15 protein-coding genes are annotated in these 18,280 nt (G+C 65.9%); 10 read left to right on the top strand and 5 right to left on the bottom strand.

Features of this window, described 5'->3' with window-relative positions; genetic code table 11:
• Positions 1-150 precede the first annotated feature (150 nt).
• The 8 genes from ABIC28_RS08065 to ABIC28_RS08030 all read left to right on the top strand — a co-directional run bounded on the left by ABIC28_RS08065 (position 151) and on the right by ABIC28_RS08030 (position 10,003).
• Positions 151-1,995, top strand: coding sequence for a dynamin family protein (locus ABIC28_RS08065; protein WP_354578308.1), 1,845 nt, complete (start codon positions 151-153; stop codon positions 1,993-1,995).
• Entirely contained in the window at positions 1,992-3,413 is a 1,422-nt protein-coding gene (locus tag ABIC28_RS08060; RefSeq protein WP_354578306.1) for a GTPase, read from the top strand. Before ABIC28_RS08065 ends, ABIC28_RS08060 begins: the two co-directional genes overlap by 4 nt.
• Positions 3,414-3,779: 366 nt before the next feature.
• Positions 3,780-5,729 (top strand): Hsp70 family protein, encoded by a 1,950-nt coding sequence (locus ABIC28_RS08055; RefSeq protein ID WP_354578304.1) that lies wholly within the window; start codon positions 3,780-3,782, stop codon positions 5,727-5,729.
• A gap of 318 nt (positions 5,730-6,047) precedes the next feature.
• Entirely contained in the window at positions 6,048-7,166 is a 1,119-nt protein-coding gene (locus ABIC28_RS08050; protein ID WP_354578302.1) for a hypothetical protein, read from the top strand.
• A 113-nt stretch (positions 7,167-7,279) separates the two neighbouring features.
• Positions 7,280-8,152 carry a C39 family peptidase gene (locus tag ABIC28_RS08045; protein WP_354578300.1) on the top strand — a complete coding sequence of 291 codons (873 nt, stop codon included), beginning with the start codon at positions 7,280-7,282 and terminating at the stop codon, positions 8,150-8,152.
• 110 nt (positions 8,153-8,262) lie between these two features.
• Positions 8,263-8,673: a hypothetical protein gene (locus ABIC28_RS08040; RefSeq protein ID WP_354578298.1), complete on the top strand. Its 411-nt coding sequence runs from the start codon at positions 8,263-8,265 to the stop codon at positions 8,671-8,673.
• 107 nt (positions 8,674-8,780) lie between these two features.
• Positions 8,781-9,338 carry an RNA polymerase sigma factor gene (locus ABIC28_RS08035; RefSeq protein WP_354578296.1) on the top strand — a complete coding sequence of 186 codons (558 nt, stop codon included), beginning with the start codon at positions 8,781-8,783 and terminating at the stop codon, positions 9,336-9,338.
• Between the two features lie 182 nt (positions 9,339-9,520).
• The gene (locus tag ABIC28_RS08030; protein ID WP_354578294.1) at positions 9,521-10,003 is read left to right on the top strand and encodes a hypothetical protein; all 483 of its coding nucleotides are present in this window, start codon (positions 9,521-9,523) and stop codon (positions 10,001-10,003) included.
• A 39-nt stretch (positions 10,004-10,042) separates the two neighbouring features.
• Here ABIC28_RS08030 and ABIC28_RS08025 read toward each other — a convergent pair whose 3' ends face one another.
• A complete protein-coding gene (locus tag ABIC28_RS08025; protein ID WP_354578292.1) occupies positions 10,043-10,285 on the bottom strand; it encodes a hypothetical protein in 243 nt (80 codons plus the stop codon).
• A 165-nt stretch (positions 10,286-10,450) separates the two neighbouring features.
• On the opposite strand from ABIC28_RS08025, the gene ABIC28_RS08020 reads away from it, so the two are divergent.
• Positions 10,451-10,867: a ribbon-helix-helix domain-containing protein gene (locus ABIC28_RS08020; RefSeq protein WP_354578290.1), complete on the top strand. Its 417-nt coding sequence runs from the start codon at positions 10,451-10,453 to the stop codon at positions 10,865-10,867.
• Positions 10,868-10,951: 84 nt separating this feature from the next.
• Here ABIC28_RS08020 and mraY read toward each other — a convergent pair whose 3' ends face one another.
• Complete coding sequence (gene mraY / locus ABIC28_RS08015; protein ID WP_354578288.1) at positions 10,952-12,025, bottom strand: phospho-N-acetylmuramoyl-pentapeptide-transferase; 1,074 nt, start codon at positions 12,023-12,025, stop codon at positions 10,952-10,954.
• Between the two features lie 295 nt (positions 12,026-12,320).
• Here mraY and ABIC28_RS08010 point away from each other — a divergent pair, with 295 nt between their 5' ends.
• Positions 12,321-13,103 carry a hypothetical protein gene (locus tag ABIC28_RS08010; protein WP_354578286.1) on the top strand — a complete coding sequence of 261 codons (783 nt, stop codon included), beginning with the start codon at positions 12,321-12,323 and terminating at the stop codon, positions 13,101-13,103.
• A gap of 278 nt (positions 13,104-13,381) precedes the next feature.
• On the opposite strand, the gene ABIC28_RS08005 is transcribed toward ABIC28_RS08010, so the two are convergent.
• From ABIC28_RS08005 to ABIC28_RS07995, 3 genes are all read right to left on the bottom strand, one after another.
• Positions 13,382-13,777: a hypothetical protein gene (locus ABIC28_RS08005; protein WP_354578284.1), complete on the bottom strand. Its 396-nt coding sequence runs from the start codon at positions 13,775-13,777 to the stop codon at positions 13,382-13,384.
• Between the two features lie 386 nt (positions 13,778-14,163).
• Complete coding sequence (locus ABIC28_RS08000; RefSeq protein ID WP_354578282.1) at positions 14,164-15,591, bottom strand: hypothetical protein; 1,428 nt, start codon at positions 15,589-15,591, stop codon at positions 14,164-14,166.
• 80 nt (positions 15,592-15,671) lie between these two features.
• Complete coding sequence (locus tag ABIC28_RS07995) at positions 15,672-18,275, bottom strand: TniQ family protein (protein ID WP_354578280.1); 2,604 nt, start codon at positions 18,273-18,275, stop codon at positions 15,672-15,674.
• Between the last annotated feature and the right edge of the window lie 5 nt (positions 18,276-18,280).

Genomic DNA, 18,280 nt, shown 5'->3' with positions numbered 1-18,280 from the left:
CGCCGGAAGGTTCCCGCCCCGATGAGAAGTGACCTGCCTCACGCCGTGTGAGTGGGGTGGGTGTGACCTGCGCGCCGCACCGGGTGGTGGGTCGCGTTAGTGTCTGACCCGCACCGGTGGCCGCCCGGCGCGGACACCGGGGAGGGGATCGTGGACACCGCAGCACAGCCGAACTCCGAGATGTCCCCGGCCCATCGCGCGGACGCGCTGTTGGCTTCGATCACCGGGAAGATCCTGCGTCCCTTCGGCTATGACGCGCTGAGCGACCTGGCCGAGCAGCGTGCCTCGGGGGCCGGGCAGACGCGCTCGGTTGTGGTGGTCGGTGAGGTTAAGCGCGGCAAGAGTTCCCTGGTCAATGCGCTGGTCGGGTGGCGTGACGCCTCCCCGGTCGGGGTGGATGTGACCACGTCGACGACGATCGCGCTGGGTCAGGCCACCGCCGAGCAGCCTGGCGGCACCGCGCAGTTGCTGTTCCCCGATCGCGCTGAGCAGATCCCCCACGCTGAACTCGCCGACTGGGTGTCCTGCGAGGGCGTCCATGTCACCGACACCCGTATCGATGCGTTGCCGACCCGTGCGATCGTTCCGGTGGCCGACAGTCGCCTCGGGGACGTGACGGTGCTCGACACCCCCGGTGTTGGGGGTCTGGACCCCTCCTACGCCGCGCTGGCGTCGGCGTCGGCGTCGCAGGCGTGTGTGCTGGTGATCGTGTGCGATGCCAGCACACCGATCACGGCCCCGGAGATGGCGTTCATCCGCGAGACCGGTTCCGCGGTCGAAGCGTTGATCGTGGTGGTCACCAAGACCGACAAGAACGTGCGCCGTTGGAAACCGATTGTCGAGGAAAACCGGGCGCTGCTGCGTGAGCATCTCGGTCGTGACGTGCCGGTGCTGGGGGTGTCGAGCCTGCGGGCGGTCGCGGCGGCGGAGATGCCGCCCGGTCCCGGCCGAGACATCGCCGAGGAGAGGTCCGGGATCGAGGGCCTGCGGGCATGGATTCGCGCCACTCTTGTGGTGGCCGAGGACCTTCCGGCCGCCAACGGTCTGCGTACCGCCGTTGAGGGGCTGCGCACCCTGGCTGCCGACATGACCACGCAGGTCGCTGCGATCACCAACAGTGAGCAGGTCATTCCGGATCTGACCGCGCAACTTGAGGAACTGCAGTCGCTTAAGGACCACTCTCAGCAGTGGGAGTTGCACCTCCAGCGTGATCTGACGCTGATTCGGCAGAACGCCACTGATGAGCTCGACCGCAGCCTCGATCAGGTCCGGGAGAAGTGGACCACCGCGGTCAACAAGAACGGGATGGCCGTGCTGCGCAAAAACCCGCAGCACTTCACCGCCGAGATGGAGCGCGACTTTCAGGCGGCGATGGCCGGCGCGATCACCGTCTTCCTCGAACAGCTTCACGAGAAGATCGTCGCTCCCCGCTTCGACTCCGAGGTGGTGTGGAATGAGATCGCTGAGCAGGTCCTGACGACGCTGGCGGACCGCAAGGTGGAAACTCACCAGGTTGTCGGCAAACGCCAAGGGTTGCTGGACCCGTCGGTGATCACGATGGGGGTGATGGGCTCGTCGATGCTTGGTGGGCTGATCGGTGTGTCCGCTCTCGTCGGGGTCGGTGCTGTCGTCGGTGTCGCCTGGGTCGGGTTCAACCTCGGGTTCAAGGCGATGCGGGCGGGCAAGACGAACCTGCTCTCGTGGATGCGAGAGACGATCGGCACCACCAAGACCACCACCGCCCGCGGCCTCGACTCGGCTCTCGCGCTGGCGCGGCCGGAGATTGTCATCCGCTACCGTGACCACCTCAAGACTTCGATCGAGCACATGCAGAAACAGATCAAGGACGCCGAGGAGATCGCCCGCGCCGACAAGGCGACTCGGGAGAAGAAGCTCACGCGCCTCGAGGGCAACCTGAAGGTGGTCACGGGCAACATCACCCGCGCCGAAGCCCTGATCGGCGAGCTCACCACTGCCGCCGGGGGCGTTCGATGACCACGCCGACCGCACCGCCGTTCGATCCGGTCCGAGCGGGCCTCGATCGGGCCCTGCATGGGCTGGCCGCGCTCGGCCCGGACTTGGCCTCTCAGGCCAACCGCATCGGCGCGATCTTGTGGTCGCCGCCGCGGATCGTGATCGTCGGCCGCCTCAAGGCCGGCAAGTCCACGCTGGTGAACGCGTTGATCGGGGCGCCGGTCGCCGAGACCGCGGCTCTCGAGGCCACCAATGTCGTCGCCGTCTACCAGGACGGGGCACCGTCGCGGGCCGACATGGTCCTGCTCGACGGCACCCGCCGCCCGGTCGATACCGTCCGCGGTCAGGTCACTGCCCTACCGGTTCCGCCGGAACAGGTTGCGTATCTGCACCGGTGGCTGCCGTCGGCGGCGATCCGCGACTACACCCTCGTCGACACCCCCGGGCTGGCGACGCTGACCTCGGAGAACGAGAACCGCACCCGCCGGGTGCTGATCGACGGGTTCGAGCAGACCCGGACGGCATCCGTCGACGCCGACGCCGCGGTGTTTTTGTTCGACTCGACTCCGCGGGCCGACGAGATGGCGTTCCTGGCCCAGCTCGGGTTCACCCCGCTGACGACGCTCGGGGTGCTCTCGCGGGCCGACGGGTTCGGTGAGGGTGCGCTCGGGGCACGCAATCCGCTCGAGCACGCCGCCGCGCACGCGGCCAAACTCGCTGTCCAACTGCGCGGCATGGTCATGACGGTGATGCCGATCGCCGGTCTGCTCGCCGAAACCTCCCACACCGGTGCCCTGACCGAGAACGATGCCCGCGCGCTGGCGGCACTGTCTGGGATCGGGGCGTTTGATCTGCTCGACCTGCTCGACTCCGATGATCAGGCGCCAGTGCCACCCGAGGTGCGTGGCAGGCTGGTCGATCTCCTCGGTGAGTACGGGATGATCCACGGCCGCACCGTCGCCGCCCGAGGTGCTGCGGCGCTGAACGAGTGGCTCGTCGCACAGTCTGGAGTGTCGGCTCTGCGCGGCGTCCTCGCCCATCACCTGGGCACCTTCGCCGGTGTTCACCGCGCCCGCCGCATCATCGGTGAACTCGAGCAGCTCGCCTACACGCATCCGGCGCGTGATCAGATCCGCGGCGTCGTCGACCAACTGCGCTCGGACCCGGCTATGCACACCGTGGTGCTGTTCGAGCACCTCGAGGCGATGCTCGACGCCGACCCGGCCTCCCCGGTCACCGAGGAACTGCGACGCCTGGTCGAACACCCCACCGCCACCGGTAAACTCGGGCTCCCCCCGGACAGCGCCGCCGAACAGATCCGCGCCCAGGCGCAGCAGAAACTCGCCTGGGCACACACCCAGGCCCTGTCCACGATGACCGCGGCCGAGGACGCCGCCCTGGTCGTCCTCATCCGCACCTACGGCCTGTTCACCCGCTGAACGACACTTTGGCCGGATCCACAGGGGGACCTCATGCACCGCTGCCTGGTGTTGTCGATCGACCCCGCCGAACGGCCCGCCCACCGAAGTGGACCAACGAGCAGATTCAGCGGGTACGCGAGACCGCGGCCGGTTCACCCCGAGATCAGGTGTCCGTCCGGGCTCGACCCATCGAGGGGTGCACCAGACGGGCCAGGGCGGGAACCTTTCGCCGGTTCGGTGCATCCAACTGGTCGACCCCTTTGAATTTCGTGTTCGCGTCACTGTGGAAGGACCGAAGAACAATGCGCCAGTGCCGTGCATGCCCACCCCCACTAGCCCTCCCCTACCAGGGATTTCGCGCTGTCACGCTGACTGGAGGCACTGATGTCCGCGCGTGAGTGGGTGCTCGGCATCGACTTCGGCACCTCTAACACCGCCGCCGCGCACACCGGCCCGGTGTCGGGGTCGGTCGAGTCGCTGCAGCTGAGCCACAACCGCACCACGATGTCGTCGGCGGTGTTCGTCGAGTCCCCGGACCGTATCGAGGTCGGGGACGTTGCCGCCGACCGGGCAGAGTCGAATCCCGCCGCCTACATGCCGTCCCCGAAGCGACTCATCGCCCAGGGCATGGTCACCGTCAACGGCTACGATCTTCCGGCGGCGGTGCCGGTGGCAGCGGTGCTCGACTCGGTGATGGCGCGGGCGACCGGCGCCCACGGAGGCAAGGCGCCGGCGGAGCTGGTCCTGACCCATCCGGAGGCATGGTCGCCGCGAGAGATTCAGGTGCTGCTCGACGCCGCCGCGAAGCTCGGCCTCGACGCTTCAAAGATCACCACCGTCTCCGAACCCCGAGCCGCGGCGCATTACTACACGCGGGCGAACACCCTCGCCCCCGGAACGAAGATCGCGGTGTTCGATTTCGGTGGTGGCACCCTCGACATCGCAGTCCTCGAAGCGAACGAGGCAGGCACCTTCGACATCGTCGCCGCCCGCGGGGACAACGGGCTCGGCGGCAAGAACCTCGACGCCTACCTGCGGCGGTGGGTCGACCAGCAACTCGACGTCCGTGACCCGGATCTGCTCGGATTCCTGCGCACGCGGGCCACGATGGACGTGCGCTACGCGCTCGACGACTCCATCCGCCGCGCGAAGGAACTGCTGTCGGAGGCGCCGTCGGCGACGATCACCGTCACTGGCGATGGGCGCACCGAGAAGTTCCAGATCACCCGCGAGGAGTTCGAGGAACTGATCACCCCCACTCTGGACAAGGCCGTCACTCTCACCCGGGCGACACTGCTGGACGCCCACATCACCGACCCCGGCCAGCTTGAGGCCCTGTATCTGACCGGCGGCTCCTCCCGGATCCCGCTCGTGCACGAGCGGCTCGCCGAACTCGGCCCGATCGCCACCCTCGATGACCCCAAAACCGTCGTCGCCCAAGGCGCCCTCGCCGCCGCGGCACCGATCGTGCGCGGCCTCGGCGCCACCTCCACCCCGGCACCTGTCGCTGCGCCGCATCGGGTGTCAGCACCTCACACCGGGCCCACTCAGCCGTTCCCGGCATCACCCACCCCGCACGAAGCCGCACCGATCCACCCGAACGCGCCCGCCGGGCAGTCGTGGCCTCTGCTGCAGAGTGGCATCCCGGACCCGTCGCGCGGCGGATGGCAGCCGGCCGCCACTGCTGACAACGGCGCGGCAAGCAAGAAGAAGTGGGGGCTGATCGCGGCCGCATCCGTCGTCGTCCTCGCCGTCGGCGCCGCTGTCGGCGTCCTCACGCTCAACAACGGCGGCGACGACACCCCACCTGACACCACCGCAGCCGCGGCCCACAACCCCGCGGCCGGGCAGGACGCCGGTGACGTGGCATCGTCCGGTGGAAACGGTACAACAGCACCGCCGACAACGAAGGACGCCGTGGTCGCGGCGCTTCCACCGGCACTGCGCAGCGAACTCGACGCCTGCAAGACCATTGGGGAAACCGAGAACGGTGGCATGAAACTGCAGTGCCCGATCAAGAAGGGCAGCACACTGTCGGCCGGCACCTTCACGGGCGACTTCGCGTCGGTCATCGTCTCGGTCGACACCCGCGAGGCGAAAAAGACGGTCATCGGGCTCCGACAGGGATTCCAAAACAACACCGCTGTCGACGACAACGAGCTCGTCGAGAACACCTCTCGCACCGCCGCCGCCCACATCGACGGCCCGATCTCGGAGAATAGCTACTCCCTCAGCTACGCCAATAGCTCCACCGGTGTGATGGCATCTGCCTCTAGCCTCCAAGGCCTCGACGGCGCCAAGACCTTCCTGACCCGTGCCGGACTGATCAACTAGAGGGACTCCGCGCACCCCCGGGCCGACTCCGGCCGCGGCGGTGCGCAGATCCGAAGGGCCGCCGAACCCACACAGGGGTCGGCGGCCCTTTCTTGTGCCAGCCAGCCCACCTCGGTCCCCTTGCGCCCCTTGCGACATCGTCACCGAGGGCGTCCGATCGCGACCACGATGACTCTCAGCACCCGGCATGAGCTGGAGTTTCCGCGAAATTCAGTCGCCCACGGAAACATTCTCGAACTCGCGGGAACCTTTCCTGCCGCTCGCCGCATCCAACTACCAACAAAGCGATGCCGACCAGCAACGAGCGAGGACGAGACGATGACCAACCCCAGCCAGACCAGCACCGACGGCGATCGCACCGAGTTCGAGGAAAAGCTCGATGACATCGCCAACGACCCGAGCCTCACCGTCCCTGAGCGGATCGAGGCCATGGGCGAGGCGACGCGTGATGAGATCGACAGCATCAGCGCAGGTACCGGACTCGACGCCACCAGTGACACCGCGCCGACGGACAGCGACTCCACCGTCTCGGTCGGGGACGCGCTCGATGAGATCGACGCGACGATCGAGGACCTCGAGAGCATCGGCTCCAACGACATCCCCGAGCCGACCGACACCTCTGCTCCGGAGACTGCGCCGGCAGATTCCGACGTGATCGGTGATCCCGATTCGGCCACCTACAGCGCCGATCCGAGCGAGCCGATCACCGATCCGACCACTACTGCGCCGGCCTCCTCCATGTCTGGAGGTGTCTCCGAAGCGAACCCCGCCATCGGCGTCACCGGCACCGTCGACTACTACTCGCCCCGCGACGTCGACCGCGACGGGACGGTCGACATCACCCACTCCCGTGTCGACGGCGTCGACACCATCACCCACTACGACCAGGATGGCAACATCACCCTCGTCGAGCAGGACAGCGACCACAACGGCACCTATGACTCTGCGGTCTCGTCCCGCGCCGACGGCACCATCCGGCTCGCCGAGGATCGCGACGATGACGGCGCCGTCGACCTGGTGACCTACGGGGATCAGGCCACCGGACTGCGCACCCGTCAGGACGTCATCGAAAACGGCAAGATCACCGACAGCCGGTTCGATACCGACGGGGACGGACAGCCGGACGTCTACCTGGTGGACACTGACGGCAACGGACGTTTCGATACCGCGATGCTCGACACCGACGCCGACGCCATCACCAACGAGACGCTCGTCGACACTGACGGCGACGGACGCTTCGACCTGTCCAGCCTCGATGCCGACAACGACGGCAGCCAGGAATCGATCTTTACCGCGGGTGGTGCTGATGCCGGCGGACTCGGCGACATCAGCACTTACGAGTCGCTGATCCCCGCCGACGACAGCTACCACGCCCAGGCCGATGCGGATACCTACGAGCCTCCGGCTGTCCACGAGGCCCCCGGCGATCTCGCCTGAACCCAGCACGATCAGTCGCACGCTTCCCGTTCATAGCGAGGAGCGTGCGACATGCACACCTACGCCGACCAGTACCGGCGAGCGCGAATCACCCACGAGCCCTGGAGGATCCGATGATGGACGACTTCGACCAGGACCTGGCCGCAGACGCCTGGTCCGGCGGCGAGCACGCTGCGGTGATCGACGAACCCGCAGACCTCGACGAGCCGATCGCGGCCGGACCCGAGACCTCGTCCGAGATCAGTGAGGAGCCGTCACCGATCCGGTCGGACGACGGTGAGGCGTCGGACACGGTGCTTGACGACATTCCGGACCTGACCGACCCGGATCCGCAACCGCCGACCTCAGGTGATCCCGCGGTGGACGCCACGGCGCCCGGGATTGATGACGACGGCGTTCATGGCAGCCCAGTGGCCTGGACGTTGAACTGGTTCTACCAGCAGGTCGATGGGTACTGTGGGCCGTCCGCGGTCGCCCAGGTCGTCGCCCAGTACACCGGCGCGAGCATCACCGACCCAGGCCAGCTCGTAGACCGTGCCGTCGAGCTCGGGCTGATGGGCGATCCCGCCGAGGGGATGTCCCTGCCGAACATCGAAGCCCTGCTCGAGGACCAGGGCGTCCCGGCCACGCTGACCGACGGTTCGCTCGACGATCTGCGCGAGCGCCTCGACAACGGATACGGGGTGATTGCGATGGTCGACTCCGGGGAAATCTGGCACCCCGACCAGGAGCGGGGTGAGGACGACACCGCCGATCACGTTCTCGTCGTCGCCGGCATCGACGACAAACGTGGGGTGGTGATCCTCTCCGACCCCGGTGTGCCGTCCGGCAACCAACTCGAAGTCCCGATCGAGCAGTTCGAGGACGCCTGGGCCGACTCCGGACACCAGATGCTCGTCACCGACGCACCCGACGACGGGCTCATCGACCAGCCAAACGCCGCGGCGGTGCCGGTCGACCGATCGGCGATCATCCGCCTGGGATAGTCGCGACGGTGACAGCAGGCACAATAGTCACGGCAGCCGGTTCGTGACCTCGACAATCCGCCGAACCCCACGGCCAGCGAGCCGGTACACGAGAAACAACGAGGTGAGTGATGGACCAGGATGAACCCTCCTTCACGACGCTGGGAGTGACGGGCGCGATGCCGCCGCTGCCCGACGACGTATGGGAGCGTGCCCTGACGATCGCACTCGACCCCACCACCCCAGCCGTCGACACCGACCTCGTCCCGGACATGGACGACATCCCCCTCGTTCCCGAAGACGACGAGATCGTCCTCTCCGACGATGTGGACGGACCCCTGCTCGACAACGACAGGGATGGAGCCGACGTCGAGGACGCACCCGACGACAGCATCCATCACAGCACCGAGGACCTCGACCTATCCGTCGATCTAGGCGGCATCGACGATGACCCCGACACCTCGGGCACGGTCGACCTCACCGTCGACGAGGGCGACTTCGAGGCCGGTGGCGACCTCGACTTCGGTGGCGACCTGTACTGACCGTGCGATTTCCCGCCTCCGGGTGTCGTTCAGGGACCGCCAGGTACGATTCGCCTTCGGTGCAGCAATGGGGGCCTGCACCAGCAACATCAGAAACTGGGGGGGTCATGGACGACGCGGAACTACTGGCCGCGTGCCGAACCGGTGACCACGGCGCATTCGCCGAACTCACCAGCCGCTATCGCACCAACGCCTGGCACGTGTGCCTGCAGATCACCGGCAACACCCACGACGCCGAAGACGCCCTCCAGGACACCCTCATCGCCGCGTGGCAGAACCTGCACAAGTTCCGTGGCGACGCCCGCTTCAACACCTGGCTGCACCGCATTGCCACGAACGCCGCCCTCGCACTCGTGCGTCGGCACAAGAACACCGTCACCCTCGACGACGCCGATGACGATGAGGCCGGTCCTGGCATAGACCTGGTCGACGACAGCGCCCCGTTCGACGAGCACATCGCCCGCGTCGATGTGGTTCACCACGCACTCAACCAGCTCCCCGAAGACTTCCGTGTCGCGATCGTCCTCGCCGAGTTTGCCGACCTGCCCTACGCCGATATCGCCGAACACCAACAGGTCAGCGTCGCCACCGTCAAGACGCGAATCCACCGCGCGCGAAAGCAACTCGCCGAAATACTCGCGCCGCTGGACACATCGCTGTCGTAAGCCCGACGCTGCGTCACCCACCCGGCGATAGCAGCCGATGCTTCGCGGCGGCCGGGCTCACATCGCACATCACCCCGGATTCAGGGCAGGCCACCGGGAACCTTTGACCGTCACGCCGCATCCAACATTCAGTGACCAGGTGAGAACAGCTCGCCGGGCCTCATTGAAAGGACCTGCATCTGATGAACGCTCCCCTCGATCCGCTGAGCATCGACCTGAGCGGCCTTCTCGGACAGCCGGGCACCACGACCGTGTCGTCACAGTCGATCGACGCCGGAATCTCCACCCAAAGCAGCCTCCAAACCAGCGCGGGCGTCGAGATCTCCCTCGATCCCACCGGAGGCCTCAGCGCGGTAGTCGAGGGCGGAATCGCCGCGGACACCGACTCCTACGTCTACGGCAGCTACGACTCCGTCGAGGCAGCCGCCGACATCGACGCCGGGACCACCTACGTATCAATGACATCCGCCGACGGCAGCGCCTACGCAGACGCCGGATTCGAGGCCGGAGGCGGGCTCGGTATCACCCTCAGCCCTGGAGACGGCGGGCTCCCCGACCTAGACATTGCCACAGAATCCGGCATCGACACACACTGCGACTACGGCATGCACGGGAGCTACGACACCACCGAGATCCACCAGGACAACAGCGTCGACATCGGCTGATCTCAGCAGATGTGGCCCGCAATGCGCCGCAGTGGCGGGTCAGATCGCAGCGGCAATGAGTGGTTTGGCGATGCCTGGAAGTTTGGGGTAGCTGAGGACCCGGGGCCACCATCGCGATCGGTAAACGATCCGGCCGAACTCCGGATCGTCGTCCACCACGGCGGAGACCAGATCGGTGTTCGCATCGGCCTCGATCATCGTTGTGGCAACCTCGAGCACCTGCTGCGACCATGCTCGGCGCCGCTCACGCTCCCTCGCCCGCAGCCGGCCCCGAATCCCCACACCAGGACGGTATGCCGGTCTGTCCGACCCCCGCGTGCCGTCCGGCCGTTTGGACTGCCGGCACCGGGGGCGTGGGAGGCTCGGGTGGTGACTGAACGCAAACGGATGGGTCGGGTGCCCATCGGACGACCGATCCCGGTCAAACTCACCGAAGGACCAGGCCAAATGGTCCGGGCGATCGGATCCGCGCTGGGTGAGCGGCGCACCGGCGCCCTGGTGCGGGTGGCCTTGCGCAACCTCCTCGCCAACAAATCGGTGGTCACCCGAGCATTGCTCGCCGAGCGCCGAGCGGCACCACGGGAACCGTTCACCGTCCCCCTGAACATCTACCTCGAAGACGAACTCCGCGACGCGCTCGACCAGCTGGCCAAGAAACGCGGCACCACCCGAATAGAGCTCGTACGCATCGCGATTGACAGGCTCCTGCTCCGCGTCGAAAACGACCGGCTCGAAGGCCGCGACCAGGCCATCGCCGACGAAGTGGAAACCGAGATCTACCGCGGAGACGCGAACCGGAAAGTGCTGATCGCCCGCCACGCCCGCAGGAAGGCCCGTGCCGCTGAGGGCGCGCAGACCGACTGACCACTTCCGCCTCTCACTGGCCACAGCGCGAAAGGCGCCGGCCACTGGATACAGCCGAACTGGAAGTCTCCAATGCTGGTCTCGTCAGCCCACTGCCGCGAGGTACTCGTTGTAGAACAGCCCGAGGCCCACCGCCACTGCGATCGCCGCTACCAGCCAGAACCTGATGATCACCACCGTTTCTGGCCAGCCGCTGAGCTCGAAGTGGTGGTGCAACGGCGCCATCCGGAAGACCCGCCGCCGCGAAGTGCGGAAAACCGCAACCTGAATCAGCACTGATGCCGCCTCCACGACGAACAGCGCGCCGACAACGACCGCGAGCAGCTCCGTCCTGGAGGTGATGGACAGGCCCGCCAGGAGCCCACCGAGTGCGAGCGAACCGGTATCGCCCATGAAGATCTTGGCCGGCGCGGCGTTCCACCACAGGAATCCCACGCAGGCACCGGCACCAGCGGCGCAGATCAGCGCCAGGTCGAGCGGGTCACGCACGTCGTAACAGCCCGCACCGGGAGCGGTCTCACACGCGTTGCGGAACTGCCAGAAGGTGATGATCACGTAGCCGCCGAGAGCCAGCCCCATCGACCCGGCCGCAAGCCCGTCCAGCCCATCGGTCAGATTCACCGCGTTGGACCACGAGATGACAACGAGACAGGTGAACAGGACGAAAACGATTGCCCCCATCGAGATCGCGGTGTCCCGGATGAACGACAGATCCGTGCTGCCAGGTGTCAGTCCGCTCCCGCCGCGGAACTTCAGAGCGAGCACCGCGAAGATCACCGCCGCGGAAATCTGCCCGATGTACTTTCCGGTCGCCTTCAACCCAAGGTTGCGTTGCTTCCGAATCTTGATGTAATCGTCCAAGAACCCGACCCCGGCGAGAGCGGTGGTGAGACCAAGCACCAACAGACCCGACGCCGACGGACCGTCGGCCTCGTATCCGATGCCGATCAGATGCGATCCCAGGTAACCGACCCACAGTCCGCACAGAATCGCGATCCCGCCCATCGTCGGGGTTCCGCGCTTGGACTGATGACTCGCCGGCCCCTCGACCCTGATTTCCTGACCGAATCCTTGCCGTGAGAATGCCTTGATCAGCAGCGGCGTCATCAGAATGGACACCGCCAGTGCGATTCCGGCCGCAAAAAGGATCTGCCTCAATTTCCCCCCCGGGTCGTGCAATCTCCTGCTTGGTCGTCAAACTCGATCGAGCGCAGGCGTTTTCAGGTCAACGGATCGCCCTGGCACGCCCACGCCGGCCGGCGGCCACTGATTCGACTTGAGCCGATGGGCGAGGCCCGGGGACACAATAGCGGCAGTCCGCGCGACGGTATCCCTGCGCACAGTCAGCGACCCCGTCGATCTACCGTCACGTCTCACTCGCCCAGTGCCGCCGATCGGCACCACCGCGCAGAGCCCCGGCACACACCGACAGTGGCACGGCACACTGAGGATCATGAGTCGCCTAATCGCCCACGATCGCCGCGCCCTGGGTTCGGATCAGTCGGTCCTTGGTACCACCGGTGGGCCGTTCCCCATGCGCTATCTCACGGTCGGCGGAGTGCCTGCGTTCGAGTTGTCGCCGGTCTGCGGGACCTGCGGACTGGTTCTGCAACGGCGGCCCGAGGCGCCGAGCCTGCACCCCGATGCTGCGGCGGTGCGCGCGCAGCTCGCGGACGGACTCACCGACCTCGCCTCGCCGGTCGTCGACACCTTCGCCGCCCAGCTGCCGGCTTCGGAGTACCTGGTCGTCCTGATGGACGTGGCCCCCGAACTGGTGCACCCCGGGTCCGAGCGCGACTACTTCATCCACGACCGATACGAGGTGTGGCCGCCCGAACCCGAAGGGACCCCCGACGAGCAGCCGAACACTGCCTACTACCGCATCGGGGACGGCCCGGCTGGTGCGCAGGCCGACCTGTTCCAGTTCGCCGTACCGATGCTGCCGCTGGCCGACACCGATCCCGCGGTCGTCGACCGCTACCGCAGTCCCGACGTGACACCGACCGCCGTCGCCTTCGGGATACTGGACGTCACCGCGCACTGGGACTCACCGCACCACCATTGGGGCTTGTTCCACTACCTCCTCGACGGACACCACAAGGCTCTTGCAGCCGCCCAGGACGGTCGGCCGCTGCGGCTCCTGTCCTTCATCTCCGTCACCGAGTCGCTCGCGCATTCCGCCGAGATCGACCGGCTCCCGGAGCTTCTCGCCGCCATCTCCACACCCGGACGCTAGGACGACGGGGTCCCCGTAGTAACGGCGGAGAAAAGGGCATATATGCAGGTCGGACCAGCGTGGGGTGAGCCTCCGTCGGCTGGGCTGCCGTACGTCGCGAGCAGGTAATCCGCCCATTCCTGGGGGCCGACCGGGATACGGGACAAACCTGCCGCGCATGAGATGGGCTATCCGTCGAGACCCCGAGCTGGCCTGCGCCGGTGAGGTGGTACCGCAAGGGTGCTGGTCAGTCTGTGATGCGGACCTACCCGTGCACGCGTCGACGCCTGGCCTGACGGTCAGACAGCGCGCAGTCGAGGAAAGCCCGGCTGCTCTGGCTCGACCTCCGCAACAACCGTGAGGGGAACGGGGGCCTCGACATCGGTAATGTCCTCACCCCAGCGGCGCAGCTTCGACTTCAGGCTGACCAACCCGCTCTTGACGTGCGGCGCGGCCTTCATCGCGGCGACCGTCATCCCGACCCCCAACGCGACCCCCAGCGCGACGCCCACGCCGAGGACCCCCTGGGCCGCCTTGGTCCCGTCGGACAGCTCGGCGTGCGTGGCGAGCTTGTTGTCGTCATTCCGCACCAGCGGGCTCTTACACCCCGGAGTGCTCGACTCCGAGAAATGTGTGCCGGCGGGACGCCTCGCCAGCATCGGTGTCCAGATCTCGCCATTCACGGTGAACTCCATGGCGCAACTGTAGAGGCGACCAGATACACCGCAAACCAACATTCCCGATCGCTGGGGCGCGGGCGCGTCAGGGTTCCCTGACACATCGGCGCGGCTGGCCGGTTGCCCAATGCCGGGCGATATGATCCGGAGCCCGCTGGGGCAGTCCGGAATCCTCGCTGTGCCCTGGCCGGCTGCAGCGACGACTCTACGAGCTCGACGCCGAACAGAACGCGCACCAGATGGTGGCGGCGCAGTACCTGATCTTCACCGCCGCGGACTAACCGACGCTCACCTCTCTTCCCCGGTGAAGACTCCCGTCAATCACCAACGGCTGCCTCTCTACGTGGCCAACGGCGCACGAGTTGGCTTGGTCGGCAATCGACGTTGCGCACGACCTAGATCCTCTACACGTCCTGAATTGGACGACACCCGTCACATAGCAAGTCCAGTACGCGGATCAGCGCATAGCGGAGGGTATATGCGGGCTCGCTCTCGATGATGGGGGTCAGGTCGGTGTCGAGTAGCAGGACTTGGGGGCCCCATTCCTCGCTCGCGATGAAGCCAGATGTCAATGCGGCCGACATGCCGCGCAAGGATGCAGCAGCCTCGAGTTCGCTGAGGAGCAAGGAAATCGGGGGCATAAGGGTGATCGAGATGTCGCGGTGGGTGGGCAGTCCGTGCGCGTCGAGGCGGATCCCGTGGGCCGTGGCGAATACGCTGCGTTGAACGGGATTCATCAACTGGGGAACAATTCTGCGTTGCGCCTCGACCAATTCGACCATGATTTGCTGGGCAATCTGCACTGCACTCGGTAGGACGCGTAGCCAGCCCTGCTGGGTTGTCGCGTCTGGCGGCCCAACTTCTGCTTTTGAACCGCGCCTTCGCATGGTGTTGCCGGCGTCCGAGGTGATCTCGACATTGCAGGCACCGCGGAGCCACGGGGGAAGTTCAGCTGCAGTGGTGCCGCATCGGATGAGTCTGGTGTCGTGGTCCTGGGCGGACGACGTGATGAGGATTTCGTCGACGAGGGTCTGCTCCGTCATTGTCCAGCTGATTGATACGTGGTCGTGATCCCACGTGCAGGTGGGAGTGACCGCAACTATCGCGGCAAGTTCGCACGGCTGCCCGCTGATGGTCATCTGTTGCGTGCCGTGAAAGGTGATGGTGGTGTGGATTGGTGCGGGCAGACTGCCGACTCCGCCGCATTGCATGCACCATGTCCGATGACGACCGGTGCCGCCGCAGGTGGTGCAGTCCTGATATGGCGGATGCGATTGTGGATTCGTACCGAGGCTGTCGAGATCGAACTTGCCCGGTGGGCCGAGGATTGTGCATGGGCATCGCGTATCCCGCATACCTGTGCCCTCACAGTCCGTGCACCGCTGGGCAGTCCGGAGCGGGGTGGCGCGGACGATCTGTGTCGCTCTGTCCGCCAGAGTCGTCGCGGCGGCGGTGGCCGCTTCTCGGGCCGTCACTGGCCACGAATGGTTCGCCGATTTGGTTTCTTCGCGCGAGCGCTCTGCATCCTCTAGGACGGAGGCAAGGACCCCGTGTGGGTCGAGACTGGCTGCCAGATCGGCAGCGGAGGTGAACACCGGGCCGGCCGCAAGGGTCACCCGCGGGGTTTTGGTGGTGTAGGTCTGGCTGCCGACCTTGATTCGCCGCTGTTCCTCGCCGCCCGAGTCGATGTTCCACAGAAGGCGGTAGCCAACTCCGCCCTCGATACGTACGAGTTGGATTAGCCCCGGTGTCCTGCCTTGTGGGTCGAGAGCCTCCAGTGCCACCTCGAGGGCGGCACGTATGCCTGTGTCTTGGCGGTCGTTGTCGCTCATCGTGCACGCCTTGTCAGCTTGTTGCACCTGTCAATTTGCTCTGTGCCGTCGCTCGCGAGTGACCCTGAGGAACCGAGACGTCAGCCGGACCCAATCGCCGACGGAGTACCTGTCTGGCGGCCGTGAGCGTATCGGTATCGACGGTACTGACCAAGCAGCTCTGCGCCGCGCTCGGTTGGTACGACAGAATCGCTTGCGTGGCTGCGTTCGAGGAGTCGGCATCTCGTTTCGCGTTCAAGTCTCGCGAGTTGAGTTGAGAGAACCCCCTCGTGGGTGCCCTCCGCGGCGGCTGCAGCATGGAAAGATCTGTGAGTCATCAGAGCGTCTAGGCGCCGCAGCCTGGTCCAAGCACCCTCCCCAGTAAGGGCAAGACTAAGCGGCTCGGGATAGTCGCTGGCCCTCATCCGGGTTTGGACGGCTTCCATGTGGCTGCCGCCGCCGCGCTGACGAGCAGGGATCTGACACTCCGTGAGATAGCGGCGAATTGTTGTTGGGGTTGAGTGCAGTTCAGCTGCAATCTGCCGTAATGTACGTCGATCGTCGATATAGCTCTGTCGCAGCCATTCTTTGTCGACGACGAGTTGGGCCTGACCGCCTGGGGGGCGTATAGGGAGCGCGAGCTCTCTGATCCGGCGAGCGACCAGGCACTGGCTTATGCCGGTGCGTGCCGCGATTGATCGCATACTCGTGCATCCTTCCGTGGCGAGGTCAGCGAGCACCTGCGAAGTGAGCTGGCTCTGCACTTGCAGATAGCGGGCGGAATCGGACGCAACGGTTCGGGGCGCGGAGGGCTTCGGAAGCGGCGGGTGTTCGATGAGAAGGCACCTAATGTGTTCGGAGTTGGTGCCAAGCCTGCGCGCAAGTTCCTCGCAGCAGGGGTCGTCGCTTTCGATCAGTGAGTGCAGAGTCCTCCAGTCGATAGAATCGACAGCTGGACCAGGAAGGGTGAGTTTCGCGATGAGGTCGAATGGGGGTTCCCAGATGATCGGTTCGTCATCGATCCCCCGGTCGATCAGGTACTCGCGCGCATAGTCGTCAAGTGCAGCAATGCAATCGACACTCATGTGGTATGTGAAGTTCGCGAGGGCCGTTCGCCGTGGAGCTGTGTCGAGGCGGAACCGTTTGGGAGCGTCATACACGGAGTTGCCGGTGAGCCGGGCGTAGAGATAGCAGTGCGCGAGGCGTGCACGAGCTCCGGCGCCGGGATCGATACTCCACTTCCGGCATATCCGCGCCCATGTGCGATCCGGGAGTAGGCACGGACCAATCACCCGCCGTCGTCGTTGGTAGTCGATGACGGGATCGATGGAATCCAGATAATCCGCAAGCGCGCAAATTGCCTCTGCTCCAACACTACCCGTGTGCTGCTTGAGGTGCCGGAGGGCGACGCTGGTTCGTTTTGTTGCGGGCATGTCGAGTTTCGCGGCGAGGACGCTGAGGTCGCGTTGCGGATTGCCGGGAAGCAGAAGTGCCACACTCAGCGCGGGTCGAAACACGTGAGGAAGGATTCCCGGATTCAGCGCGAGTGCGATGTTGCGCCAGCACATCTGGGGGATTTTTGTGTGTCGTGCAGACAATTCTGGGGTGCGTCTCGGGAAACGTGCACTTTTCGTAGCGACGCGGTATCGCAGGCCGTCGACGTTGGTGAATCGGGCGGTATGTGCCTGCATCACGGCGGTGCGCAATCTGTTGGATCCGAAGTTCCATTCCGCGAAGTAGTTGCTTGGAGAGGTGCTCCACCTCGTCACGTCATCGCGGTCGACGATCGATTCCAGAGTGTGCGAGGTGCACCCTCGGCCGAGGGTGTCGAGCACCTCGACGGCGACAGTGAGAGCGCCGGCTGTCAGAGTTGAGTCCACGACTGGGAAAGTTGACCGGTGTAGTTTGACGCCTCCTGATTGCTCGGCAGCGGCGAAGGCCTCACCGAACCGTTTGCCGCTGCCGTAGAGCAAATCGGTTCGGCGCTGAGTGAAGATCCTCCCCACAATCGCGCTGAGATCGGTGAGTGCCTCTCGAACCTCCGTATCGGTAGCGGGGCCCTCGATCAGTGTGTTGAGCCACTCCTGCGCTCGCAGAACCCGGTGTCCTGCTCGCAGGGTTGGTGTCCGGCTTCGTGTGAGGTCCGCACGACACCGCGCGGAACGTGGCTGCCCAGCGAGCCGGGCCGTGCAGCATCCTGGATCGACGAGGTATCCCACTCCCTGGTAGCCCCGCGGGATCGCGTCGCAGGAGGGGCAGCGGTCGACGAGCAGGCACCGGTGCTTGAGGCAGGCAAAGGTCCAGGAGAGCCGCCAGACCAGTTGCCATCGTCCGTCCGTTTCGGCGAGGCATTTTGGGCAGAAGCGAGTTCCGGTTGGCCGCACCCAGAGGCGGAATCGGTCCATACATCGTGGCATGTCCTCGCGAAGGAGCAGCACCCGTTCGCTGTAGCGTTCCAGGGTCATCGCGCGAAAGGTGTCAGGATCGAAGTCGGTGACCGCAGCGAGGTCGTCCAACTCGGAGGGAAGCAGGCGGACGGTGTAGTCGCATACTGTCTGGCTCGGCGGGTGGGTGAGCCCGAGTGCCGCCATCAGCTCTGCGGGTTTGACGCGCAGAATATGGGCATAGGCCCATAGCCAGCTCTCGAAAGATTCTCCCTCGACCGGTCTGAGCCGGATCGGGATCGTCCGCAGCGCGGTGACCATGGTCC

It is taken from the genome of Rhodococcus sp. PvR044, assembly GCF_040548995.1.
Taxonomy (GTDB): Bacteria; Actinomycetota; Actinomycetes; order Mycobacteriales; family Mycobacteriaceae; genus Rhodococcus_G; species Rhodococcus_G oryzae.
This window is presented reverse-complemented; position numbering and strand designations above follow the sequence as displayed.